Annotated in this window: 22 protein-coding genes and 3 tRNA genes; 19 read left to right on the top strand and 6 right to left on the bottom strand. The window is 70.8% G+C overall.

What is annotated here, in order from left to right; translation table 11 throughout:
* Positions 1-25 precede the first annotated feature (25 nt).
* Together ACFQS2_RS05145 and ACFQS2_RS05140 are read left to right on the top strand one after the other, a co-directional pair.
* Positions 26-289, top strand: a complete 264-nt coding sequence (locus ACFQS2_RS05145) for a hypothetical protein (RefSeq protein ID WP_377019884.1) — start codon at positions 26-28, stop codon at positions 287-289.
* A 61-nt stretch (positions 290-350) separates the two neighbouring features.
* Entirely contained in the window at positions 351-620 is a 270-nt protein-coding gene (locus ACFQS2_RS05140) for a hypothetical protein (protein ID WP_377792928.1), read from the top strand.
* Positions 621-826: 206 nt separating this feature from the next.
* Here ACFQS2_RS05140 and ACFQS2_RS05135 read toward each other — a convergent pair whose 3' ends face one another.
* The gene (locus tag ACFQS2_RS05135; protein ID WP_377019882.1) at positions 827-1315 is read right to left on the bottom strand and encodes a YajQ family cyclic di-GMP-binding protein; all 489 of its coding nucleotides are present in this window, start codon (positions 1313-1315) and stop codon (positions 827-829) included.
* A gap of 279 nt (positions 1316-1594) precedes the next feature.
* Here ACFQS2_RS05135 and ACFQS2_RS05130 point away from each other — a divergent pair.
* The 8 genes from ACFQS2_RS05130 (at position 1595) to ACFQS2_RS05095 (ending at position 5453) form a co-directional block, all read left to right on the top strand.
* Positions 1595-1676, top strand: a tRNA-Tyr gene (locus tag ACFQS2_RS05130).
* A gap of 86 nt (positions 1677-1762) precedes the next feature.
* A tRNA-Thr gene (locus tag ACFQS2_RS05125) sits at positions 1763-1835 on the top strand.
* 54 nt (positions 1836-1889) lie between these two features.
* Positions 1890-1966: transfer RNA gene (locus ACFQS2_RS05120), tRNA-Met, on the top strand.
* A 97-nt stretch (positions 1967-2063) separates the two neighbouring features.
* Positions 2064-2234, top strand: coding sequence for a 50S ribosomal protein L33 (gene rpmG / locus ACFQS2_RS05115; RefSeq protein WP_114855632.1), 171 nt, complete (start codon positions 2064-2066; stop codon positions 2232-2234).
* 164 nt (positions 2235-2398) lie between these two features.
* Positions 2399-2848, top strand: coding sequence for a MaoC family dehydratase (locus tag ACFQS2_RS05110; RefSeq protein ID WP_377019881.1), 450 nt, complete (start codon positions 2399-2401; stop codon positions 2846-2848).
* A gap of 103 nt (positions 2849-2951) precedes the next feature.
* Entirely contained in the window at positions 2952-3419 is a 468-nt protein-coding gene (locus ACFQS2_RS05105; protein WP_377792927.1) for a MaoC/PaaZ C-terminal domain-containing protein, read from the top strand.
* Positions 3416-4543: a UDP-N-acetylmuramate dehydrogenase gene (locus ACFQS2_RS05100; protein ID WP_377792926.1), complete on the top strand. Its 1128-nt coding sequence runs from the start codon at positions 3416-3418 to the stop codon at positions 4541-4543. The genes ACFQS2_RS05105 and ACFQS2_RS05100 overlap by 4 nt, the downstream gene beginning before the upstream one ends.
* A 40-nt stretch (positions 4544-4583) precedes the next feature.
* Positions 4584-5453: a helix-turn-helix transcriptional regulator gene (locus ACFQS2_RS05095; RefSeq protein ID WP_377792924.1), complete on the top strand. Its 870-nt coding sequence runs from the start codon at positions 4584-4586 to the stop codon at positions 5451-5453.
* A 26-nt stretch (positions 5454-5479) separates the two neighbouring features.
* Here the strand turns inward: ACFQS2_RS05095 and ACFQS2_RS05090 are convergent, their stop codons facing one another.
* On the bottom strand, positions 5480-6382 hold the full coding sequence (locus tag ACFQS2_RS05090; RefSeq protein ID WP_377792923.1) for an oxidoreductase: 903 nt from the start codon (positions 6380-6382) through the stop codon (positions 5480-5482).
* 194 nt (positions 6383-6576) lie between these two features.
* Between ACFQS2_RS05090 and glyA the strand changes: the two genes are divergently transcribed.
* From glyA to ACFQS2_RS05075, 3 genes are read left to right on the top strand one after another with little or no spacing between them, the layout of a single operon-like run.
* A complete protein-coding gene (glyA, locus tag ACFQS2_RS05085) occupies positions 6577-7845 on the top strand; it encodes a serine hydroxymethyltransferase (protein WP_377019876.1) in 1269 nt (422 codons plus the stop codon).
* A 37-nt stretch (positions 7846-7882) separates the two neighbouring features.
* Entirely contained in the window at positions 7883-8782 is a 900-nt protein-coding gene (locus ACFQS2_RS05080; RefSeq protein WP_377792922.1) for a bifunctional methylenetetrahydrofolate dehydrogenase/methenyltetrahydrofolate cyclohydrolase, read from the top strand.
* Positions 8779-9600 (top strand): exodeoxyribonuclease III, encoded by an 822-nt coding sequence (locus tag ACFQS2_RS05075; protein ID WP_377792921.1) that lies wholly within the window; start codon positions 8779-8781, stop codon positions 9598-9600. Before ACFQS2_RS05080 ends, ACFQS2_RS05075 begins: the two co-directional genes overlap by 4 nt.
* A 107-nt stretch (positions 9601-9707) precedes the next feature.
* On the opposite strand, the gene ACFQS2_RS05070 is transcribed toward ACFQS2_RS05075, so the two are convergent.
* From ACFQS2_RS05070 to sdhC, 4 genes are all read right to left on the bottom strand, one after another.
* Complete coding sequence (locus tag ACFQS2_RS05070) at positions 9708-10457, bottom strand: succinate dehydrogenase iron-sulfur subunit (RefSeq protein WP_377792920.1); 750 nt, start codon at positions 10455-10457, stop codon at positions 9708-9710.
* Positions 10457-12232, bottom strand: a complete 1776-nt coding sequence (gene sdhA / locus ACFQS2_RS05065; protein WP_377792919.1) for a succinate dehydrogenase flavoprotein subunit — start codon at positions 12230-12232, stop codon at positions 10457-10459. Before sdhA ends, ACFQS2_RS05070 begins: the two co-directional genes overlap by 1 nt.
* A gap of 112 nt (positions 12233-12344) precedes the next feature.
* A complete protein-coding gene (gene sdhD / locus ACFQS2_RS05060) occupies positions 12345-12812 on the bottom strand; it encodes a succinate dehydrogenase, hydrophobic membrane anchor protein (protein WP_377019870.1) in 468 nt (155 codons plus the stop codon).
* Between the two features lie 2 nt (positions 12813-12814).
* Positions 12815-13192, bottom strand: a complete 378-nt coding sequence (gene sdhC / locus ACFQS2_RS05055) for a succinate dehydrogenase, cytochrome b556 subunit (protein WP_377019869.1) — start codon at positions 13190-13192, stop codon at positions 12815-12817.
* A 279-nt stretch (positions 13193-13471) separates the two neighbouring features.
* On the opposite strand from sdhC, the gene ACFQS2_RS05050 reads away from it, so the two are divergent.
* The 6 genes from ACFQS2_RS05050 to ACFQS2_RS05025 all read left to right on the top strand — a co-directional run bounded on the left by ACFQS2_RS05050 (position 13472) and on the right by ACFQS2_RS05025 (position 21727).
* On the top strand, positions 13472-14638 hold the full coding sequence (locus ACFQS2_RS05050) for a mannose-1-phosphate guanylyltransferase (protein ID WP_377792918.1): 1167 nt from the start codon (positions 13472-13474) through the stop codon (positions 14636-14638).
* A gap of 29 nt (positions 14639-14667) precedes the next feature.
* Positions 14668-15909: a M20 family metallopeptidase gene (locus ACFQS2_RS05045; protein ID WP_377792917.1), complete on the top strand. Its 1242-nt coding sequence runs from the start codon at positions 14668-14670 to the stop codon at positions 15907-15909.
* 215 nt (positions 15910-16124) lie between these two features.
* Positions 16125-17243, top strand: coding sequence for a BMP family protein (locus ACFQS2_RS05040; protein WP_377792916.1), 1119 nt, complete (start codon positions 16125-16127; stop codon positions 17241-17243).
* A 124-nt stretch (positions 17244-17367) separates the two neighbouring features.
* Positions 17368-18939 carry an ABC transporter ATP-binding protein gene (locus tag ACFQS2_RS05035; protein WP_377792915.1) on the top strand — a complete coding sequence of 524 codons (1572 nt, stop codon included), beginning with the start codon at positions 17368-17370 and terminating at the stop codon, positions 18937-18939.
* On the top strand, positions 18936-20393 hold the full coding sequence (locus tag ACFQS2_RS05030) for an ABC transporter permease (protein WP_377792914.1): 1458 nt from the start codon (positions 18936-18938) through the stop codon (positions 20391-20393). The genes ACFQS2_RS05035 and ACFQS2_RS05030 overlap by 4 nt, the downstream gene beginning before the upstream one ends.
* The gene (locus ACFQS2_RS05025; RefSeq protein WP_377792913.1) at positions 20390-21727 is read left to right on the top strand and encodes an ABC transporter permease; all 1338 of its coding nucleotides are present in this window, start codon (positions 20390-20392) and stop codon (positions 21725-21727) included. The genes ACFQS2_RS05030 and ACFQS2_RS05025 overlap by 4 nt, the downstream gene beginning before the upstream one ends.
* Positions 21728-21768 lie beyond the last annotated feature (41 nt).

Raw genomic sequence — 21768 nt, 5'->3', positions numbered from 1 at the left:
ACTCAGTCACGAGATGGAGGACATCATGGCGAAGAAGGGTATGAATCCGGAAGCTGTCGAGAAGATGGCTACCGAGATCACGCAGGCCGGAGATCAGGCGCAGCAGATCTACACGCAGGTCCTGGGCCGCGTGACGGAGTTCGACTGGACCGGCGAGGACCGTGACAAGTACGTCTCCGCTTTCGAGGGCGACCTCGGCAACCTGGTCCAGCAGATCGTCCAGCAGTGCACCGAATTCTCGGAGCGCGCGACGAAGAACGCCACCGAGCAGCGCGAGGCGTCCGCCTGAGAACTGCTCACGGGCACGCTTCATAGATTCTTAGTTCTGACGACGGAAAAGGGGTAGCACCATGGCTTTCAAGGGAATGGATCCGGAACAGGGCCGCGAGGTTGCGAATGCAATCCACGATGCCGGTGGGCAGGTCCTCGAGGCGATCGATACGGCCACGACGCTCGTGAACTCGGTGGAGTGGGTCGGTCCCGACTACGACGCGTACCGGGATGAGTGGAACTCCTTCCTCTCCGGTCCGGTCAATCAGCTCGTCGAGGCGTTCAAAGCCAAGCAGGATGAGCTGAACAGGCACGCTGACGAGCAGGACACGACCTCGAACCAGAACTGATCCTGCATCCGCGGTTCGTCCGTTCTGCGCCGAAGGGTCCCGCTCTCCCACAGGGGGAGCGGGACCCTTCTCTGTCTGCTCGTGTGCTGTCTGCTCCTGCCGGCGCCCACTCGTCGACCCCCGGCACCGGCGGCACGGGCCACCCGGGCACGGGTCCGAGACACGCAGCGGCGCCTACGCCGGCCGACTGTGCCCCCGGAGGCGGTTCAGCGGAAGTTGACGAACTGGAGCGCGACGTCGAGGTCCTTGCCCTTGAGCATGGCGATGACCGACTGCAGGTCGTCGCGGCTCTTGGACGAGACCCGCAGCTCATCGCCCTCGATCCGTGCCTTGACGCTCTTGGGGCCCTCGTCCCGGATGAGCTTGGAGATCTTCTTGGCGTCCTCGGTGCTGATGCCCTCCTTCAGAGCCGCACTGAGCCGCACCTCCTTGCCGGACTGCTTGGGCTCGCCGACATCCAGCGCCTTCAGCGAGATGCCGCGACGGATGAGCTTGGTCTGGAGCACGTCGAGCACCGCGAGGACTCGCTCCTCCGCGTTCGCGCTCATCGCGATCTCGTCCCCGCTGAAGCTGATGGAGGCATCGGTGTTGCGGAAGTCGTAGCGCTGCCCGACCTCCTTGACGGCCTGGTTGACCGCGTTGTCGACCTCCTGGCGGTCGAGCTTGCTGACGATGTCGAACGATGAATCTGCCACGGTGAATCCTTCCTGGTGCGGCCGCCGTGAGGGCGGCCGGTCGATGTTCTCCGGTGCGACGGCCCGTGCACGAGGGGCGGGGCACGGCCGCGGAGTGTGCGGCTCCGAGCCTGCCGCACCCCTGCGGGGGAGCGCCGGAGGGTCCCTGTGACCATCTTCATGCACGCCAGAGCGCCTACGGGTTCGCACCGCCGAGCGTGCACCGGTATGCTGTTCCAGGTCCGCTTCGCTGATGGGACCTCCGGCCTCGGCCGGCGGGCACCGGAGGCGAGGTTCTCCGGCAGGTTACCCGAGCGGCCAAAGGGAGCTGACTGTAAATCAGCTGGCATTGCCTTCGTGGGTTCGAATCCCTCACCTGCCACTGCGGAAGGTCCTTGTGACCCGAAGCACCGGGGCTTCCCGACGAATTGCCGTCACGGCGAGGAGTTGGGTAGAGTCCTCCGGGTTGCCCTGATAGCTCAGTCGGTAGAGCATCTCCATGGTAAGGAGAAGGTCAAGGGTTCGATTCCCTTTCAGGGCTCTGATGGATGCGGCGGCCCGTTCTCGTTCGAGATCGGGCCGTTTCATCGGTCAGGCCGGGGTAGCTCAGACGGTCAGAGCGCACGACTCATAATCGTGAGGTCGCGGGTTCGATCCCCGCCCTCGGTACCACGCCGGTCCATACCGGAGTGCATGATCCACATCCCCCAGTACGGGGACCCACGAGGCGCGCCGCGGGGCGCGTCACCCGGACGGAAAGAGGCGAACCGTGGCGAGCAAGACCTCTGACGTGCGTCCCAAGATCACCATGGCATGTGTTGATTGCAAGGCGCGCAACTACATCACCAAGAAGAACCGTCGCAACACGCCGGATCGGCTGGAGCTCTCGAAGTTCTGCCCGACCTGCGGCAAGCAGACGGCTCACCGCGAGACCCGCTGAGCGGGACGAGCACATCACCAAAGGCCACACGGGCATTGTCCCGGGTGGCCTTTCGTGCGTCTGAGTCAGTCTGCGGTGAGTCTGCTCCGGGCCGGCGACGATGAGATCATCGGATCCGACAGCATCCGTCGGCCGCCCAGGCCGAGCCCTCCTCGGGAGATGACATGACGACGACCCCCGATCCCGCCTTCGCGGGCCGCAGCTACCCGCCGGGGCCGGTGCACACCGTCTCGGCCGCGAAGATCGCCGAGTTCGCTCGTGCCACCGGCGCGACCTCTGCCCTGCACACCGACGCCGAGGCGGCCCGCGCGGCCGGTCACGCCGACGTGATCGCCCCGCCCACATTCCTGGTCTCCCTCGCCCAGGCCACCGAGGCGCAGTACATCCAGGACCCGGCCGCCGGCATCGACTTCTCCCGAGTGGTCCACGGCGAGGAGTCCTTCACGCTGCACCGTCCCGTCGTCGCCGGCGACCGTCTGGTGCCCACTCTGACCGTGGAGTCGGTGCGCGCCGCCGGCGGGCATGCCATGGTCACGACGCGCGTGGACATGGCCGATGAGGACGGAGCCGACGTAGCCGCCGTGCGCAGCATGATCGTGGTCCGCGGGGACTGACCGCGGCGCGACGCCCCGGCACCCCGACCCGACGCCCGTCCCACCCGGCCGTCCCGGCGCACCCCGCGCGCCGGCGCACCGGCCCCGGATCCCAGGAGCAGACATGACTGCAACCCCCGCCTCCCCGCTCACCCCCGCCGACCTCGCCGTCGGGCAGGAGCTCGCGCGCACGCAGCACGAGATCACCCGCGACACCCTCGTGCGCTACGCCGGGGCCTCCGGCGACTTCAACCCCATCCACTACAACGACGCGGTGGCCGCCGCCGCCGGCCTGCCAGATGTCATCGCCCACGGCATGCTCACCATGGGCACCGCCATCACCGGGCTGGTCGACGCCCTCGGCGATCCCACGGCCGTGCGTGAGTACTCGGTGCGCTTCACCAACCCCATCCCGGTGCCCGCCACCGGATCCGTGACGCTCGAGGTCCTCGCCGTCGTCGGCGCGGTCGACGAGAGCGCCGGCACCGCGCGGGTGGACCTGACCGCCCAGGTCGAGGGCACCAAGGTGCTCGGCCGGGCCCGCGCCACCGTCGTTCTCGCGCCCGCCGTCACGGAACCGGCCTCCGCATGAGGCTCTCCGATCTCACCACCCTCCGCATCGGCGGGCGGATCCGCACCCTGGTCGAGGCCCGCACGGCCGACGAGGTGATCGAGGCCGTCCGCGCCGCCGACGAGGCCGGCGAGCAGCTCCTGGTCCTCGGAGGCGGCTCGAACCTGGTCGCCTCCGACGAACTGTTCGACGGCACCGTGGTGCTGCTGCGCGACCCGCAGGAGCCTCCGCTGCTGGATGCGACCTGCGAGATCCCCGCCTCCGGAGAGCCCGACGGGGTGGCCGTGGACCCCGCCGAGCTCACGCCGCTGGATCCCAGCTGCGGGGGCGTTATCGCGGAGCACTTCGCCGGGGTGCGCTGGGATCGTGCCGTCCAGTACGCGATCGCGCGCGAGATGGTCGGCATCGAATCCCTCTCCGGCATCCCGGGCACCGTCGGCGCCACCCCCATCCAGAACGTCGGCGCCTACGGGCAGGAGGTCGCCTCGACGATCTCCCGGGTGCGCACCTGGGACCGCGAGCAGAACGCGGTGCGCACGTTCTTCGCGGCGGACTGCGACTTCTCCTACCGCGACAGCGTCTTCAAGCGCACCCGATATGCCGGCCCGGTCCCGTCGACCACCGGACGCTACGTCGTGCTCTCGGTGGCGTTCCAGCACACCGTCGGCCGCCTCTCCGCCCCGATCCGCTACGCCCAGCTCGCCGAGACGCTCGGCGTGCAGGTGGGGGAGCGGGCGCCCATGCACGAGGTCCGCGAGGCCGTCCTGCGCATCCGTGGCGCCAAGGGGATGGTGCTGGACGCGGAGGATCACGACACCTGGAGCGCCGGCAGCTTCTTCACCAACCCGATCCTCGACGTCGCACAGGCCGACCTGCTTCCCGAGGACGCTCCGCGCTTCGCCGCGGGCCAGGGGCGCATCAAGACCAGCGCCGCCTGGCTGATCAGCCATGCGGGCATCGAGCGGGGACATGCCGTGGGGGAGCGCGCCGCCGTCTCCACGAAGCACTCACTCGCCCTGACCAACCGCGGCGGCGCCACCAGCGACGACGTGGTCGAGCTCGCCTGGGACGTCCAGAGCCGGGTCCGCGACGCGTTCGGGATCCAGCTGGTGCCGGAGCCGGTGCGCCTGGGCGTCGACCTCTGACCCGTTCCCGGCTGCCCGGTACCGGCGCACAATGGAGAGCATGACTGCTGCGATCCATTCCCTCGGCGCCCTGATCCGCACCTGGCGCGAGCGCCTGTCTCCTGCGGCCGCCGGGATCGCCTCGAGCGGGGCGCGACGCACGGCGGGGCTGCGCCGCGAGGAGCTCGCACTGCTGGCCGGGGTGAGCGTCGACTACCTCACCCGCCTCGAACAGGGACGCGCCTCGGCGCCCTCGGGGCAGGTCGTCGACTCCCTCGCGCGGGCCCTGCAGCTGGACGAGGACGAGACCGCGGTGCTGTTCCGCAGTGCGAACCTGCTGCCGCCGGGCGGGGGCCGGATGGACGAGCGCGTTCCCCCGGGCATCGAGCGGATGATCGAACGGATGGCGGATCTTCCCCTGGCCGCCTTCGCGGCCGACTGGACCATGCTGCGCTCGACCCCCGCGTGGACAGCACTGTTCGCCGGTGTGATGGAGGCCGACGCAGAGCCTCTGAACCTCGCTGTGGCCACCTTCCTCGGGCGCGGAGGCGGCCCGACCCCGGCCCGGCACGAGGACCACGAGGCGCTGGAGGAGGCTCTGGTGGCGGACCTGCGCCGCTCCGCCGCCGAGTACGGGGAGGATCCGCGCTTCACCACTGTCGTGAAGCGCCTGCGGGACGGCAGCGAGCGTTTCCGGCGGCTGTGGGACGACGGCCGGGCCACCGCGCACCGCAGCATGCGCAAACGACTGGTCCACGACGTGATCGGTCAGGTCGATCTGGACTGTGACGTCCTGAGCGTCCCGGGCTCGGACGTGAAGCTGATCGTCTACTCGGCCGCCCCGGGCAGCGAGGACGCCGAGGCACTGGCCCGGCTCGGGACGACGGCGGGCGGCGCCGGAGCCATCACGCCCCTGGTCGCCGCCCACTGACCTCTCGTGCTCGGAGGCCCAGGTCCTCAGTGCCCCGCCGGTGCCTGCTCCACCTCCTCCAGGGTGGCCATGTCCTCGGCGTCGAGGGCGATGCTCCCCACGGCGAGGTTCTCCTCCAGGTGAGTGACGGAGCTGGTGCCGGGGATCAGGAGCATGTTCTCGTACGAGGCCAGCAGCCACGCGAGCGCCACCTGCGCCGGCCTCGCCCCGTGCTTGGCGGCGACGGCGGCGAGACGCGGTTCCGCGGCGATCTTCGCCGGCCCGCCCGTGAATGCCGAGCCCAGCGGGAAGTACGGCACGAAGGCGAGATCCAGCTCCCGGGCGGCCTCGAGGCTGTCCTGGCCGGAACGGTCCAGGATCGAGTACGGGTTCTGCACCGAGACGACCCCGGCGGTCTCCACCGCGCGCTGCACGACCTCGGCGCCGACGCTGGAGATCCCGATCTGCGCGATCGTGCCCTGGTCCCGCAGGCGCACCAGAACCTCCAGCTGGTCCTCGAGAGCGGGCTGGTCGAGCTCCGGGGCGTCGAGGTCGAACCGTCGGAGGTTGACCATGTCCATCCGGTCGACCCGCAGGCTGCGCAGGTTCTGCTCGACCTGCTCGACGAGCTGCTCCGGCCGGCCGGCGGGCAGCCAGGCGCCCTGCTCGTCCCGCTCGGCACCGATCTTGGTGACAAGGCGCAGGTGGTCGGGGTAGGGGTGCAGCGCCTCGCGGATCAGGTCGTTGACGACGTCGGGCCCGTAGAACTGGGCGGTGTCGAGATGGTCCACGCCGAGCTCGACGGCTCGCCGCAGCACGGCGCGCGAGCGTTCCGGGTCCGCGGGCGGTCCGAACACGCCGGGGCCGGCGAGCTGCATGGCGCCGAAGCCGATGCGGGAGACGGGGAGGGTGCCGAGGTGGCCTGTGGTGGTCAGGTGCGGTGTTGTCATGACCACGATCCTTCGCCAGGGGCGGAGCGCGGACCAGGCCCTGCTGTTCCGGGGGACCAGCAGGGCCACCCGGTCGCCCATGCTCGCCCGCGGCGGGCGCCCGCTCCCCGGGCGTGGCGTCGGGTATCGGCCCCAGCTCTTAGGATGGGGGCGCGGTCGCCGTGCCGCCCGACCCCGACCTTGCAGGAGGCCCTGTGAACGCCCTCGACCAGTCCCTCGCCGAGCTCGACCCGGACATCGCCCAGGTCCTCGATCGCGAGCTCGGCCGTCAGCAGCGCACGCTCGAGATGATCGCCAGCGAGAACTTCGTGCCGCGGGCGGTGCTGCAGGCCCAGGGTTCGGTGCTGACCAACAAGTACGCCGAGGGGTACCCGGGCCGGCGCTACTACGGCGGCTGCGAAGAGGTCGACGTCGCCGAGCAGATCGCGATCGAGAGGGCGAAGGCGCTCTTCGGCGCCGAGCACGCCAACGTCCAGCCCCACTCGGGTGCCACCGCGAACGCGGCGGTCATGCATGCTCTCGCCCGGCCGGGCGACAAGCTGATGGGGCTCTCCCTCGCCCACGGCGGTCACCTCACCCACGGGATGAAGATCAACTTCTCCGGCCGCCTCTACGACATCGTCGCCTACGAGGTGGATCCGGCTACCGGGCGCATCGACATGGACCGGGTCCGTGAGCTCGCCCTCGCCGAGCAGCCCAAGGTGATCGTCGCCGGCTGGTCCGCCTACCCGCGCCAGCTGGACTTCGCCGCCTTCCGCTCGATCGCGGACGAGGTCGGTGCCGCCCTCTGGGTCGACATGGCCCACTTCGCCGGACTGGTCGCCGCGGGGCTGCATCCCAGCCCCGTGCCCTACGCCGACGTCGTCTCGACCACGATCCACAAGACCATCGGCGGGCCCCGCTCCGGCATGATCCTGTCCACCGAGCAGTGGGCCAAGAAGATCGACTCCGCCGTGTTCCCCGGCCAGCAGGGCGGGCCGCTCATGCACGTCATCGCCGCGAAGGCGGTCGCGCTGAAGGTCGCCGCCTCCGACGAGTTCGTCGATCGCCAGCGCCGCACCCTGGAGGGGGCACGGCTGATCGCCGACCGCCTCCAGGCCGCCGATACCCGCGAATCCGGCGTCAACGTGCTCTCCGGCGGCACCGACGTGCATCTCGTGCTCGTCGACCTGACCCAGAGCGAGCTCGACGGTCAGCAGGCGGAGGACCGCCTCCACGAAGTCGGGATCACCGTCAACCGCAACGCCGTGCCCAACGACCCGCGTCCGCCGCGGGTGACCTCCGGCCTGCGCATCGGCACCCCGGCCCTGGCCACCCGAGGGTTCGGCGCCGAGGAGTTCTCGGAGGTCGCCGACGTCATCGCCCTGGCGCTGACCGGCGGCGCGGACATCGACTCCCTGCGCCGGCGCACCGGCGCCCTGGCCGATGCGAAGCCGCTGTACGCCGATCTCCAGCAGTACTGATCATCATCCCGCGAGAGAACCGACCAAGGAGCTCCCCATGACGGCGCAGACCCTCGACGGCAAAGCCACAGCGACGGCGATCAAGGAGGAGCTCACAGGCCGCGTGGCGCGGCTCGTCGAGGCCGGGCATCAGCGACCCGGCCTGGCCACGGTCCTGGTGGGCGATGACCCGGGCAGCGCCGCTTACGTGCGCGGCAAGCACCGCGACAGCGAGCAGATCGGCCTGCACTCGATCCAGAAGCAGCTGCCCGCCGACGCCACCCAGGCCGAGGTGGAGGCGATCGTCGACGAGCTCAACGAGGACCCGGCCTGCACGGGGTACATCGTCCAGCTCCCCCTGCCGGAGCAGATCGACACCGACGCGATCCTCGAGCGGATCGATCCTGCCAAGGACGCCGACGGTCTGCATCCCATGAACCTCGGCCGCCTGGTGCTGAACGCCTACACCCCGATCCACACCCCGCTGCCCTGCACCCCGCGGGCCGTCATCGAGCTCGTCGAGCACTACGGCATCGATCTGCGCGGCAAGGACGTGGTCGTCGTCGGCCGCGGCGTCACCGTCGGCCGCTCGATCGGCGCGCTGCTGACCCGCCGCCAGTACAACGCGACCGTGACCCTGTGCCACACCGGCACCCAGGATCTCTCCGCTCACCTGCGGCGGGCCGACGTGATCGTCGCCGCCGCCGGTTCCGCCCATCTCGTCGGCCCCGAGGACATCAAGCACGATGCCGTGGTGCTCGACGTCGGCGTCTCGAGGCGCGAGGACCCGGCAGGTGGGAAGGCGAAGCTGGTCGGCGACGTCGACCCGGCCGCGGCCGAGGTCGCCGGCTGGCTCAGCCCCAATCCCGGCGGCGTCGGCCCCATGACCCGTGCGCTGCTGCTGAAGAACGTCGTCGAGGCGGCTGAGCGAGCCGCCGGGATCGAGGAGACCGCATGAGCCTGACCATCGCCACCGTCAACGTCAACGGTCTGCGCGCCGCGGCGCGCAAGGGCATGACGGACTGGCTGGCCGCCACCACGGCCGACGTCATCACCCTGCAGGAGGTGCGCGCTCCCGGCGAGCTGCTGGCAGGCCTGGTGGGGGAGGACTGGAGCGTGATCGGGGAGGCCTCGGAGCTCAAGGGCCGCGCCGGCGTCGCCATCGCAGCTCGCACCTCGTTGTCGACGATCGATCTCGAGGCCGTCCGTCCGGGCCTGCCCGGGCTCACCGAGCCGACGCACACGGGGCGCTGGCTCGAGGCCGACCTCGAGGACCCCCTGGGCGACGGCAAGGACCTCACGGTCATCTCCTGCTACATGCACTCGGGCAACGTCGAGAAGCCGCAGACGATGGCCGACAAGTACGCCTTCCTCGACGTGATGATGGAGCGCCTGGCCGCGCTGCGGGCCGACGGCCGCCACGTCGTGCTCACCGGGGACATCAACATCGCCCACACCGAGTGGGACATCAAGAACTGGAAGGGCAATCTCAAGTCCGCCGGGTTCCTGCCCGAGGAGCGCGCCTACCTCGACCGGCTCACCACGGAGCTGGACTGGGTCGATGTGCACCGCCGGGTCCACGGCGATGGCCCGGGGCCGTACACCTGGTGGTCGCAGCGCGGGAAGGCGTTCGACAACGACGCCGGCTGGAGGATCGACTACCAGCTGGCCACGCCCGACCTCGCCGCGCGCGCCACCTCCGCGCAGGTCGACCGCGCTCCGAGCTACGACACCCGCTGGAGCGACCACGCGCCCTTGGTGATCTCCTACTCCTGAGTCCGCCCCTGACGGCCGAAAAGCGCCCCACCGGGAGATCTCCCCCGGGTGGGGCGCTTCGGCGTGGCGCGGCGAGGTCGCCGCGGAGGCGACCGGGAGCCGACGGCTCAGACGCGGCCGCGGATCACGGCCTGCTTCACCTCGGCGATCGCCTTGGTCACCTGGATGCCGCGCGGGCACGCCTCCGAGCAGTTGAAGGTGGTGCGGCAGCGCCACACGCCCTCCTTGGAGTTGAGGATCTCCAGGCGCTGCTCGCCGGCGTCGTCGCGGGAGTCGAAGATGAACCGGTGGGCGTTGACGATCGCGGCCGGGCCGAAGTACTGCCCGTCCGTCCAGAACACCGGGCACGAGGACGTGCACGCCGCGCACAGGATGCACTTGGTGGTGTCGTCGAAGCGCTCCCGCTGCTCGGCGGACTGCAGCCGCTCGCGGCTGGGCTCCTGGCCACCGGCGACCAGGAACGGCATGACCTCCTTGTAGGAGTCGAAGAACGGCTCCATGTCCACGATGAGGTCCTTCTCCACCGGCAGCCCCTTGATGGGCTCGACGGTGACGGGCTTGTTCAGATCGAGGTCCTTCAGCAGCGTCTTGCACGCCAGGCGGTTGCGGCCGTTGATCCGCATCGCGTCGGACCCGCACACACCATGCGCGCAGGAACGGCGGAAGCTCAGGGAGCCGTCCACATGCCACTTGATCTCGTGCAGGGCGTCCAGGACGCGGTCCGTGCCCTGCATGGTGACGGTGAAGTTCTCCCAGTGCTCGCCCTTGTCGTCCTCCGGGGTGTAGCGCGCGATGCGCAGGGTCACCTCGAACGTCGGGATCTCCTCGGCCTGAGGCTTCTCGGCGACAGCAGTCATCAGAACGTGCGCTCCTTCGGCTCGTAACGGGTGATCACGACGGGTTTGGTGCCCAGGCGCACCGTGCTGCCCTCGGACCCCTCCTCACCCGGCAGGGTGCGGTAGGCCATCGTGTGCTCGAGGAAGTTGACGTCGTCGCGGGTGTCGTGGTCCTCGCGGAAGTGGCCCCCGCGGGACTCCTTGCGGTGCAGGGCGCCCAGGGCCACGACCTCCGCGAGATCCAGCAGGTACCCCAGCTCGACGGCTTCCATGAGGTCCAGGTTGTAGCGCTTGCCCTTGTCCTGGATGGCCACGGTCTCGTAGCGCTTCTTCAGGGCGGCGATGTCCGCGAGCGCCTTCCGGCAGGTCTCGTCGGTGCGGAAGACCTGGACATTGGCGTCCATGGTCTCCTGCAGCTCCCGGCGGATGTCGGCGACGCGGTCCTCCGTGGCCGGCCGGTCGCGCAGGCGCTGGATCAGCTCGAGGGTGGGCTCCTCGGCGTCCGGGGCCAGCTCCGGGAGATCCACCGTGCCGGCGTGCTCCGCGGCGGCGATCCCGGCACGGCGGCCGAAGACGATGATGTCCAGCAGCGAGTTGGTGCCCAGGCGGTTGCCGCCGTGGACAGAGACGCAGGCCGTCTCGCCCGCGGCGTACAGGCCGGGGACCACGTCGGTCGCGTTGCGCAGCACCTCGCCGCGGATGTTCGTGGGGATCCCGCCCATCCCGTAGTGCGCGGTGGGGAAGACCGGCACCGGATCCGTGTACGGCTCCACACCCAGGTAGGTGCGGGCGAACTCGGTGATGTCGGGGAGCTTCGCGTCGATGTGCGAGGGCTCGAGGTGGGTGAGGTCGAGGTAGACGTAGTCCTTGTTGGGACCGGCGCCGCGGCCCTCGCGCACCTCGTTGGCCATCGCCCGTGCCACCACGTCGCGCGGGGCGAGGTCCTTCAGAGTCGGGGCGTAGCGCTCCATGAAGCGCTCCATCTCGCTGTTGCGCAGGATGCCGCCCTCGCCGCGGGCGGCCTCGGAGAGCAGGATGCCCAGGCCCGCCAGACCCGTCGGGTGGAACTGGAAGAACTCCATGTCCTCCAGCGGGATGCCGCGGCGCAGGGCCATCGCGGGCCCGTCGCCGGTGAGCGTGTGGGCGTTCGAGGTCGTCTTGAAGACCTTGCCGAAGCCGCCGGAGGCGAACACGACCGACTTGGCGCGGAAGACGTGGACCTCGCCGGTGGCCAGCTCGTAGGTGACCACGCCGGAGGCGCGCACGCCCTCGTCGGTGCGGGGGTCGCCCGTCATCAGCACGTCCAGGACGTAGTACTCGTTGAAGAACTCCACCTGCTGCTTCACGCAGTTCTGGTAGAGGGTCTGGAGGATCATGTGGCCGGTGCGGTCCGCGGCGTAGCAGGAGCGGCGCACCGGGGCCTCGCCGTGCTCGCGGGTGTGGCCGCCGAAGCGGCGCTGGTCGATCTTCCCCTCGGGGGTGCGGTTGAACGGCAGCCCCATCTTCTCCAGGTCCAGCACCGCGTCGATGGCCTCCTTGGCCATGACCTCGGCGGCGTCCTGGTCGACGAGGTAGTCCCCACCCTTGACGGTGTCGTAGGTGTGCCACTCCCAGTTGTCCTCCTCGACGTTGGCGAGGGCGGCGCACATGCCGCCCTGGGCCGCGCCGGTGTGGGAACGCGTGGGGTAGAGCTTGGTGACGACGGCGGTGCGGGCGCTCTTGGAGGCTTCCAGGGCGGCGCGCATGCCGGCGCCGCCGGCACCGACGATCACCACGTCGTAGTTATGGGTCTGCATGTCGGGTGACTGCTCCGTTTCGGGGTCGACCGGGTGGGACGTTCTGTGACGGGGGCGGCGAAGGAGAAGGGTGGCGCGGCCGGGGGCCGGTCAGCTGCCGGCGGGCGCGGGCTCAGCCCTCGCAGATGGCGGGCAGCAGGCTCGGCTCAGCACCGGCGGGGCACGGATCGAAGGTGAAGATCACCAGCGTGCCCAGGATCAGCGTGACGACGACCGCGAAGTACAGCAGCCCCTTCAGGGTCAGCCGCAGCGTCGAGCTGCGCGCGTAGTCGCTGATGATGGTGCGCACGCCGTTGCCGCCGTGGAGCAGGCCCAGCCACAGCATCAGCAGGTCCCAGACCTGCCAGAACGGGTTGGTCCACTTGCCGGCGACGAACGCGAAGTCGATGCCCTTGACGCCGAGACCGAGCCAGAGGTTCACGAACAGGTGGCCGAAGATGAGGATGACCAGCAGCACGCCGGAGACGCGCATGAACAGCCACCACATCATCTCGGAGTTGATGCCGCGCTGACCGGTGCGCTGGTAGCGGGTGCTGGGATCCGGGATGGCGGTCGCGGAGGACGCGGGAGGAGTGGTCATGATCAGCCTCCGAACATGTGCATGAGGTGACGGGGGACGAAGCCGGCCATGAGCACGACCCAGAGGACCACGACGGCCCAGAACATGCCGCGCTGGTGAGCGGTGCCCTTCGCCCAGAAGTCCACGAGGATGATCCGCAGACCGTTGAGCGCGTGGAAGACGATCGCGCCGACCAGCCCCACCTCGCCGAGGCCGAACACGACGGTCTTGTAGTGACCGATCACCTCGTTGTACGCCTCGGGGGACACCCTGACCAGGGCGGTGTCCAGGACGTGCACGAGCAGGAACAGGAAGATGAGCATTCCCGAGATGCGGTGTGCGACCCAGGACCACATGCCCTCGCGACCGCGATAGAGCGTCCCGGATTGGGCGGATGCCACGGAGATCCTCCAGAAGCGTCGGACGGCGCCGGGAGGCGGGATGCATGGCCGCGGAGGTGCGGCGCGTGGGCGGCGGGGAACGGATCCCGGGCCGCCTGCGCGGAGTTCGGTGCGCCCGCGAGGGCGACCGTTTCACGACACGGCGACATCATCATCGCCCCCGACAGGGGCGTGGCCAGCCTAGCACTATGACGTGCACTTTCTGTGCACCGCAGGGGTGCCCGACGGCGTCGCGGGCCGCTCGCCCGGGCGCGATGCGGACCGCTATACGCTGGCCGTATGCGCCAGGCTCCCTTCGTTCCCGTGGTCCCGGCCGGCGGAGCCGGAACGCGACTGTGGCCGCTCTCACGTCACGCGCGCCCCAAGTTCCTGCTCGACCTGACCGGCAGCGGCGACTCGCTGCTGCAGCAGACCCTGCGGCGGCTCGCGCCGCTGGCCGATCGCGCCCCGATCGTCGTGACCGGGGCGGACCACGCGACCGAGGTGGCGCGCCAGATCGAGCAGCTCGGGCGGAGCGCGCCGGCCGCGGGCGGCGCGCGCGTGGTCGCCGAACCCGATCCGCGGAACTCCATGCCCGCGATCGCTCTGGCGGCGGCGCTCGTGGAGCGGGAGCAGCCCGATGCCGTGCTCGGCTCCTTCGCCGCGGATCACCTCATCACCGACCAGGACGCCTTCGCCCGCACGGTCGCCGCCGCGCGCCGCGCCGCCGAGCTCGGATACCTGGTCACCCTCGGCATCGAGCCCACCCGCCCGGCGACCGGGTTCGGGTACATCGAGCAGGGGCCGGCGACCGACCCCGCCCTGCAGGCGGCCGGAGCACACCCGGTCTCCCGCTTCGTGGAGAAGCCCGACGGGGCCCGGGCCGAGCAGTTCCTGGCCGCCGGCGGCTTCTTCTGGAACGCCGGCATGTTCGTCGTGCGTGCCCGGGTGCTGCTGGACGAGCTGGCCGCGCAGATCCCCGGTCTCGCCCGCGGTGCCCGGGAGATCGCCGCCGCCGACGGGACGGGGGAGTTCGACAAGGTCCTCGCCGACGTGTGGCCCCGCATGACCAGCATCGCGATCGACCACGCCCTGGCCGAGCCGCTCGCCGCCGCCGGGAAGGTCGCCGTGGTCCCGGCACCGTTCGACTGGGACGACGTCGGCGACTTCGCGGCCCTGGCCCGGCAGCTGCGTCACGACGGGCCCGGGGAGGGCCCGGCCGGGGAGGGAGACCCGGCCGGCGACGCCTCCGATGTCCGGGTGCTGGGAGCAGCGAGCGTGGACGCGATCTCCTCCACGGCGACCGTGTACGGTTCGACAGATCGCCACATCGCCTTGGTCGGGCTCAAGGGCGTCAGCATCGTCGACACCGAGGATGCCCTGCTGGTACTCGCGGACGAGCAGGCCCAGTCCGTCGCGCAGCTCGTGGGCCGGCTCGGCGAGAACGGCTTCGGGCACCTGCGGTGAGGCCGCGCTGACAGAACAGGGGAGTACAGGTGGAGCAGTCTGAACAGGCGGCGGGCACGGCCCGGCAGCCCTCGGTGCTGGGCCCGGACGGACTCATCGCCCGGACGATCCAGGAGCACGCCGACGACCTGCGCGACGTGCGCCGGCATCTCCACCGCCACCCCGAGCTGTCCCACCAGGAGTACGGGACCACCGATGTCGTCGTCCGGCGGCTGTCGGACCTGGGGCTGAGCCCGCAGCGCATGCGCGGCACCGGCGCGATCTGCGACATCCCCGGCAGCGATCCCGATCTCCCGCTCGTCGCGCTGCGCGCGGACATGGACGCCCTCGGCATCCCGGAGCTGTCCACCGTCTCCTACCGCTCCACCGTCGAGGGCGTCTCCCACGCCTGCGGCCACGACGTCCACGTCAGCGCCGTCCTCGGCGCCGCCACCGCCCTGGTGCGGGTCGCCGAGGCGGGCGCTCTGCGCCGCGGGGTGCGGCTGATCTTCCAGCCCTCGGAGGAGCGCCATCCCTGCGGAGCGCTCGAGCTGATCGGTCAGGGCGTCCTGGAGGGGGTCGACTCGATCTTCGCGCTGCACTGCGACCCCGGGGTCGACGTCGGCCACATCGGCCTGAAGCCCGGCCCGATCACCTCGGCCACCGACCCGGTCACGATCCACGTGCGCGGCGCCGGCGGCCACACCTCCCGGCCGCACCTCACCCAGGATCTGGTCTACGCGCTCGGCTCGATCGCCACCCAGCTGCCGGCCGCTCTGACCCGCCGCATGGATCCCCGCTCGGGGGTGAACCTCACCTGGGGCAGCATCCACGCCGGCTCCGCCTTCAACGCGATCCCCAGCCACGGCACCCTCGAGGGGACGCTGCGCTGCCTGGACCACGACGCCTGGGACCGGGCCGAGGAGCTGCTGGAGACGGTGCTCGCCGACCTGGTGCGACCCTGGGGCGTCGAGGCGCGCGTGACCCATGACCGCGGCGTGCCGCCGGTCTCCAACTCCGCCTCCAGCGTGATGGTGCTCGGCGCGGCCGTGGCCGACGTGCTGGGCCGCGAGAACCTCGATCCCACCGCCCAGTCCCTGGGCGGGGAGGACTTCGCCTGGTACCTCGAGAAGGTCCCGGGGGCGCTCGCCCGGCTGGGCACGCGGACCCCCGGCGGGCGCACCTATGACCTCCACATGGGCGACCTGATGATCGACGAGCGCGCCATCGGCATCGGTGCCTCCGTGCTCGCCGGCGCGTGTGTGCGGCGGGACCTCGTCGGCGGGCCCTGACCCGCGGCCAGGCCGGAGAGTTTCCCGCCGATTCACCTCGAGGTCACACCGGCGTCATCCGCGTCGATTTCATAACGGTTGATGCACGGACCCCGCCCGGACCGCCCGCGCGGTCACGGCACGGCTAGGGTCCGAACCGGACCGCGACAGCGCTGTCGCCCGAGACCCGTGCCGGACCTGCCCGGCCCGACCCTGCATCCCCACCGGAGGAATCCATGAAGAGCATCACGCGTGCGCTCGCCCTGACCGGCGCCGGCGTCCTGACCCTCGCCGCGTGCGGCACCGCGCCCGAGGAGAGCGCCGGTGGCAGCGGCGGCAGCGACGGCGGAGGGGCCGCCAGCGACTACAAGGCCTGCATGGTCTCCGACTCCGGCGGCTGGGACGACAAGTCGTTCAACGAGTCCAGCTACAACGGCCTGCTGGCGGCCGAGGAGGACCTCGGCATCGAGAAGGCGACCGCGGAGTCGACCAGCGATGCGGACTTCGTGCCCAACATCAACAACATGGTCACCGAGGGCTGCGACCTCATCATCACGGTCGGGTTCCTGCTGGCCCCGGCCACCGGCGCCGCCGCCCAGGAGCACGAGGACATCAACTTCGCCACCGTCGACTCCACCGCCCAGGACGCCGACGGCAACCCGATCGAGCTGGAGAACGTCAAGCCGCTCGAGTTCAACACCGCCGAGGCCGCGTTCCTGGCCGGCTACCTCGCCGCCGGCACCACCGAGACCGGCAAGGTCGCCACCTACGGCGGCGTGGACCTGCCGACGGTCACCATCTTCATGGACGGCTTCGTCGACGGGGTCGCCCACTACAACGAGACCCACGACGCCGAGGTCGAGGCGCTGGGCTGGAACAAGGAGACCCAGGAGGGCTCCATCGTGGGCACCTTCGAGGACCAGTCCAAGGGCAAGGCCGTCTCCGACGAGTTCTACAGCGCCGGGGCGGACATCATCATGCCGGTCGCCGGGCCCGTGGGCGCCGGCACCCTCGCCTCCGCCAAGGAGGGTGAGGGCCGCAAGGTGATCTGGGTCGACAGCGACGGCTACGAGACCAACTCCTCCGATCCCGAGGCCCAGTCGCGCATCCTCACCTCCGTCATGAAGGAGATGACCACCGCGACCGAGGACGTCATCACCGGCGCCGCCGAGGGGAGCTTCGACTCCACCCCGTACGTGGGCACCCTGGAGAACGGCGGCGTGGGCCTGGCGCCGTACCACGACTTCGAGGACGAGGTCCCCGAGGAGCTGACCAGCGAGATCGAGGCCCTCACGCAGGACATCATCGACGGCACCGTGGTGGTCGAGTCCGCGGCGACGCCCGAGGGCGCCTGACCCGCTGATCCTCACGTGACCAGCCCGACGCAGGCGGTCCCCGCACCGGTGGGCGGGGACCGCCTGTGATGCCCCTTGATCTCCCGGCCGATCTCCACGGCCGGCGCCGACGGAAGCGAATGCTGTGAAGCTCGAACTGCGCGGGATCACGAAGACCTTCGGGTCGCTCGTGGCCAACGACGCCATCGACCTGGTCGTCGAACCGGGGGAGATCCACTCCCTGCTCGGCGAGAACGGGGCCGGCAAGTCGACCCTGATGAACGTGCTGTACGGGCTCTATCGCCCCGACGGCGGGCAGATCCTCGTGGACGGGTCCCCGGTGAGCTTCTCCGACCCCGGGGACGCCATGGCCGCGGGCATCGGGATGGTCCACCAGCACTTCATGCTGGTCCCCGTCTTCACCGTCGCCGAGAACGTCGTCCTCGGCCACGAACCCACCTCGGGCGGTCTGCTCGACCTCGCCGCCGCGCGGCAGCTGGTGCGCGAGATCTCCGCCCGCTTCGACTTCGACCTCGATCCCGACGCGCTGGTCGAGGACCTCCCCGTCGGAGCCCAGCAGCGCGTGGAGATCATCAAGGCCCTCAGCCGGCGCGCCGAGGTGCTCGTGCTGGACGAGCCCACCGCCGTGCTCACCCCGCAGGAGACCGACGAGCTGATGGGGATCATGCGCCAGCTGAGCGAGGAGGGCACCTCGATCGTCTTCATCACCCACAAACTGCGCGAGGTCAAAGCCGTCTCCGACCGCATCACGGTCATCCGCCGCGGCGCGGTCGTCGGCGAAGCCGACCCGTCGGCCGACCAGGCGCAGCTCGCCTCGCTGATGGTGGGCCGCCAGGTCTCCCTCGCCCAGGACAAGACCGAGGCCGCGGCCGGGGAGGTCGCCCTGGCGGTGAGGAACCTGCGAGTCAGCGACGCAGCCGGCAACCGGACCCTGGACGGGGTCTCCTTCGACGTCCGCCACGGCGAGGTGCTCGCGATCGCCGGCGTCCAGGGCAACGGGCAGACGGAGCTGACCGAGGCGCTGCTCGGCCTGCAGCAGAGCGTGCACGGATCCGCGCGGCTCGAGGGGCGGGAGCTCGTCGGCCGCAGCACCAAGCAGGTCCTCGACGCGGGCGTCGGCTTCGTCCCGGAGGACCGCACCCACGACGCCCTGGTGCCGGACTTCTCCGTCGCCGAGAACCTCGTGCTGGACCAGCACGACCGCGCCCCGTTCGGCTCGGCGCTGGCGATGTCCCCGAAGGCCGTGCGCGCGAACGCGGAGTCGCTGATCCCCGAGTTCGACGTGCGCACCGAATCGGCCGATTCCGCGGTCTCCACGCTCTCCGGCGGCAACCAGCAGAAGGTCGTGATGGCCCGCGCCCTCCACCGTGAGCTCGCGCTGCTGATCGCCTCCCAGCCCACCCGCGGGGTCGACGTCGGCTCCATCGAGTTCCTCCACCGTCGGATCCTCGACGAGCGCGACAAGGGCACGCCCGTGGTGATCGTCTCGACCGAGCTCGACGAGGTCGTCCAGCTCGCCGACCGCATCGCGGTCATGTACCGCGGCTCGATCCCCGGGATCGTCGCCGGCGACGAGGACCGCGACGTGCTCGGCCTGATGATGGCCGGCTACACCGTCGAGGCCGCCCGCGAAGCCGTCGCCGCCGGGGCCCGCACCACCGACTCGGAGCTCGCCGACGAAGGAGAGATCGTATGAGCACCCTCGCCCCCGAGGGCACCGCACCGGGCGTCGGCTCCGGCGGCGAGCCCACTCCTCCGCCGCCCGAGCAGGAGGCCGAGGCCCGCTGGACCAGGCTGGTCCAGTCCATCGCCCGCGGCGACACGCTCGTGGTGGTGATGAGCTTCGTCCTCGCCTTCCTCGTCGGTTCAGTGTTCATCGTCATCGCCGACCAGGAGGTGCGCGCCACCCTGGGGTACTTCGTCGACCGGCCCTCCGACGCCCTCATCGCCATCTGGCAGTCCGTCACCCAGGCCTACGGGGCGATGTTCCGCGGCGCCGTGTTCGACGGCCCCAGGTTCGCCGACGTCGCCTCGGACCTGCGCGAGGCCGGCGGCACCGGCACGTACGTCCTGTTCCCGGCGCTGGCCGCGGGTCTGCGTCCGCTGACGGAGACCCTGACCGTGGCGACCCCGCTCATCATCGCCGCCGCCGGCATGGCCGTCAGCTTCCGCGCGGGACTGTTCAACATCGGCGGCACCGGACAGCTCATCGTGGGCGCCATGGCCGCCGGCTACATCGGCTTCACGTGGGACCTGCCGATCGTGATCCACCTGCTGGTGGCGCTGCTGGCCGGCGTTCTCGCCGGAGCCCTGTGGGGCGGTATCGCCGGTTTCCTCAAGGCCCGCTTCGGCGCCAACGAGGTCATCAGCACCATCATGCTGAACTGGATCGCCACGTATCTGCTGGCCTACGCCATGAAGACGGCCGCGTTCACCGGAGCCAACCAGGCGCAGCCCACCTCGCCGTCGATCGCGGATTCGGCGCAGCTGCCGTCCCTGCTGGGTTCGGCGTTCCGTCTCCATGCCGGCCTGTTCCTGGCCGCCGGGGCGGCGGTCGCCCTGTGGTGGCTGATGAGCCGCTCGACCCTCGGGTTCCGGTTCCGCGCCGTGGGGTCGAACCCGCGCGCCGCCCAGGTCGCCGGCATCTCCCCGGCCCGCACCTCGTTCCTGGTGCTGGCTGTCGCCGGTGCTCTGGTCGGACTGGCCGGTGCCGTGCACGTGCTGGGCACCGAGAAGCGGCTGTCCGAGGGGGTCGCCGGCAACATCGGGTTCGATGCCATCACCGTGGCGCTGCTGGGTCGCTCGGGCCCGGTGGGGATCGTCCTGGCCGGGCTGCTGTTCGCCGGGCTGTCCACGGGGGGCCAGTTCATGGACAGCAACCAGAACGTGCCGCAGGAGCTCGTGCAGGTGATCCAGGTGCTCGTGGTGCTGTTCATCGCGGCGCCGCCGCTGGTGCGCACCCTGATCGGCCTGCGGGGCGTGGACGATCCTTCGGCGGGCTCCCGCCGGCGCCGGCGCGCTCGTACTGCCCCCACCGACCCGCCCGGCGCAGCGCCGGCGGCGGCATCGCCCGCGCCCCCGCCCGGGGCCGACCCGCCCCGCGAGCACGGACCCGGCCATCGAGACGACGCGCAGGGAGAGGAACGATGACCGCTGCACCCGCCGTCGTGCCCGACGGGACCGAGACCACCGCGGAGGCCGACGACCGTCGCCCCGACAACTGGTGGCACCTGCCGGCCGCCACCACCGTCCTGGGACTGATCGCCCTGGTCGTGTTCGGGCTGCGCGGGATCCCCGGTGCCGAGTCGACCTTCGCCCTCGCCCGTGAGGGCGACCTGAACCCGCTGGGCATCGTGCCCGAGCGCGTCACCGTTCCCTCTATGCCGGCCGCCATCGGGCTGTCCGTGGTCGCACTGCTCGCCTCGGCCGCCCTGTGGTCGCTGCACGCCCGCAGCGCCCGGCCGTCGGCCCGGGTGCGCGGCGGGCTGGTGGCCGTCTTCGCGCTCGCCTGGGTTCTCGCCTTCCTGACCTGGGTGATCTCGCAGCGGCTGCTGGATGTGACCTCCCTGCTGCAGGGCACCCTGATCCTGGCCGTGCCGCTCGCCTTCGGCGCCTTCTCCGGGGTGCTGTCCGAGCGTTCCGGCGTCATCAATATCGCGATCGAGGGACAGCTGCTCTTCGGCGCGTTCGGGGCCGTCCTGGTCGGCTCGCTCGCCGGGAACGTCTGGGTGGGCCTGGCAGCGGCCCCGATCATGGCGCTGCTGATGGGAGCCCTGCTGGCACTGTTCGCCGTCGGCTACCGGGTCCAGCAGATCATCGTCGGCGTGGTCCTGAACGTCCTGGCCATCGGCCTGACCTCGTTCTTCGCCGGCACCGTCATGGACCAGAACCCCGGCCGGTTCAACTCGCCGCTGAAGCTGCCCACGCTGCGGATCCCCTTGCTGGCGGACATCCCCGTCGTCGGCCGGGTCCTGTTCGAGCAGAACGTGCTGGTCTACCTGATGTGGATCATCGTGGCAGGTCTGACCGTGGCCCTGTTCCGCACCCGCTGGGGCCTGCGCGTGCGAGCGGTCGGCGAGCACCCGCGCGCCGCCGACACCGTCGGCATCCCCGTCAACCGCACCCGGTGGTCCAATGTGCTGCTCGGCTCCGCCGTCGCGGGTCTGGGCGGCGCCACACTGACGATCGGCACCGGTGTCGCCTTCGGCGAGGAGATGTCCGACGGGAAGGGGTACATCGCCCTAGCCGCGATGATCCTCGGCCGCTACCACCCCGTCGGCGCCCTGCTCGCGGCACTGACCTTCGCCTTCGCCGACTCCCTGCAGCTGCGGCTGGGCACCCTCGCGGCCGCGGAGGGCGGGGTCTCCATCCCCGGCGACTTCCTGCTCATGCTTCCGTACGTGGTCACCCTGTTCGCCGTCGCCGGCATCGTCGGCAGAGTGCGCGTGCCCGCCGCCAACGGCACCCCGTACGTCAAGCAATGAGACTGCCGGCGCTGTGACAGGCTGGGGCCCTGATCGGCACA

The organism is Brachybacterium sp. GCM10030267 (assembly GCF_042666875.1).
Classification (GTDB): Bacteria; Actinomycetota; Actinomycetes; order Actinomycetales; family Dermabacteraceae; genus Brachybacterium.
This window is presented reverse-complemented; position numbering and strand designations above follow the sequence as displayed.

Excerpts from the sequence above, each read along its gene's own strand:
- ACFQS2_RS05145 (WP_377019884.1), top strand. The coding sequence starts at position 26 with ATGGCGAAGAAGGGTATGAATCCGGAAGCTGTCGAGAAGATGGCTACC.
- ACFQS2_RS05140 (WP_377792928.1), top strand. The coding sequence starts at position 351 with ATGGCTTTCAAGGGAATGGATCCGGAACAGGGCCGCGAGGTTGCGAAT.
- ACFQS2_RS05110 (WP_377019881.1), top strand. The coding sequence starts at position 2,399 with ATGACGACGACCCCCGATCCCGCCTTCGCGGGCCGCAGCTACCCGCCG.
- ACFQS2_RS05105 (WP_377792927.1), top strand. The coding sequence starts at position 2,952 with ATGACTGCAACCCCCGCCTCCCCGCTCACCCCCGCCGACCTCGCCGTC.
- ACFQS2_RS05100 (WP_377792926.1), top strand. The coding sequence starts at position 3,416 with ATGAGGCTCTCCGATCTCACCACCCTCCGCATCGGCGGGCGGATCCGC.
- ACFQS2_RS05095 (WP_377792924.1), top strand. The coding sequence starts at position 4,584 with ATGACTGCTGCGATCCATTCCCTCGGCGCCCTGATCCGCACCTGGCGC.
- ACFQS2_RS05090 (WP_377792923.1), bottom strand. The coding sequence starts at position 6,382 with ATGACAACACCGCACCTGACCACCACAGGCCACCTCGGCACCCTCCCC.
- ACFQS2_RS05080 (WP_377792922.1), top strand. The coding sequence starts at position 7,883 with ATGACGGCGCAGACCCTCGACGGCAAAGCCACAGCGACGGCGATCAAG.
- ACFQS2_RS05075 (WP_377792921.1), top strand. The coding sequence starts at position 8,779 with ATGAGCCTGACCATCGCCACCGTCAACGTCAACGGTCTGCGCGCCGCG.
- ACFQS2_RS05070 (WP_377792920.1), bottom strand. The coding sequence starts at position 10,457 with ATGACTGCTGTCGCCGAGAAGCCTCAGGCCGAGGAGATCCCGACGTTC.
- sdhA (WP_377792919.1), bottom strand. The coding sequence starts at position 12,232 with ATGCAGACCCATAACTACGACGTGGTGATCGTCGGTGCCGGCGGCGCC.
- sdhD (WP_377019870.1), bottom strand. The coding sequence starts at position 12,812 with ATGACCACTCCTCCCGCGTCCTCCGCGACCGCCATCCCGGATCCCAGC.
- ACFQS2_RS05050 (WP_377792918.1), top strand. The coding sequence starts at position 13,472 with ATGCGCCAGGCTCCCTTCGTTCCCGTGGTCCCGGCCGGCGGAGCCGGA.
- ACFQS2_RS05040 (WP_377792916.1), top strand. The coding sequence starts at position 16,125 with ATGAAGAGCATCACGCGTGCGCTCGCCCTGACCGGCGCCGGCGTCCTG.
- ACFQS2_RS05030 (WP_377792914.1), top strand. The coding sequence starts at position 18,936 with ATGAGCACCCTCGCCCCCGAGGGCACCGCACCGGGCGTCGGCTCCGGC.
- ACFQS2_RS05025 (WP_377792913.1), top strand. The coding sequence starts at position 20,390 with ATGACCGCTGCACCCGCCGTCGTGCCCGACGGGACCGAGACCACCGCG.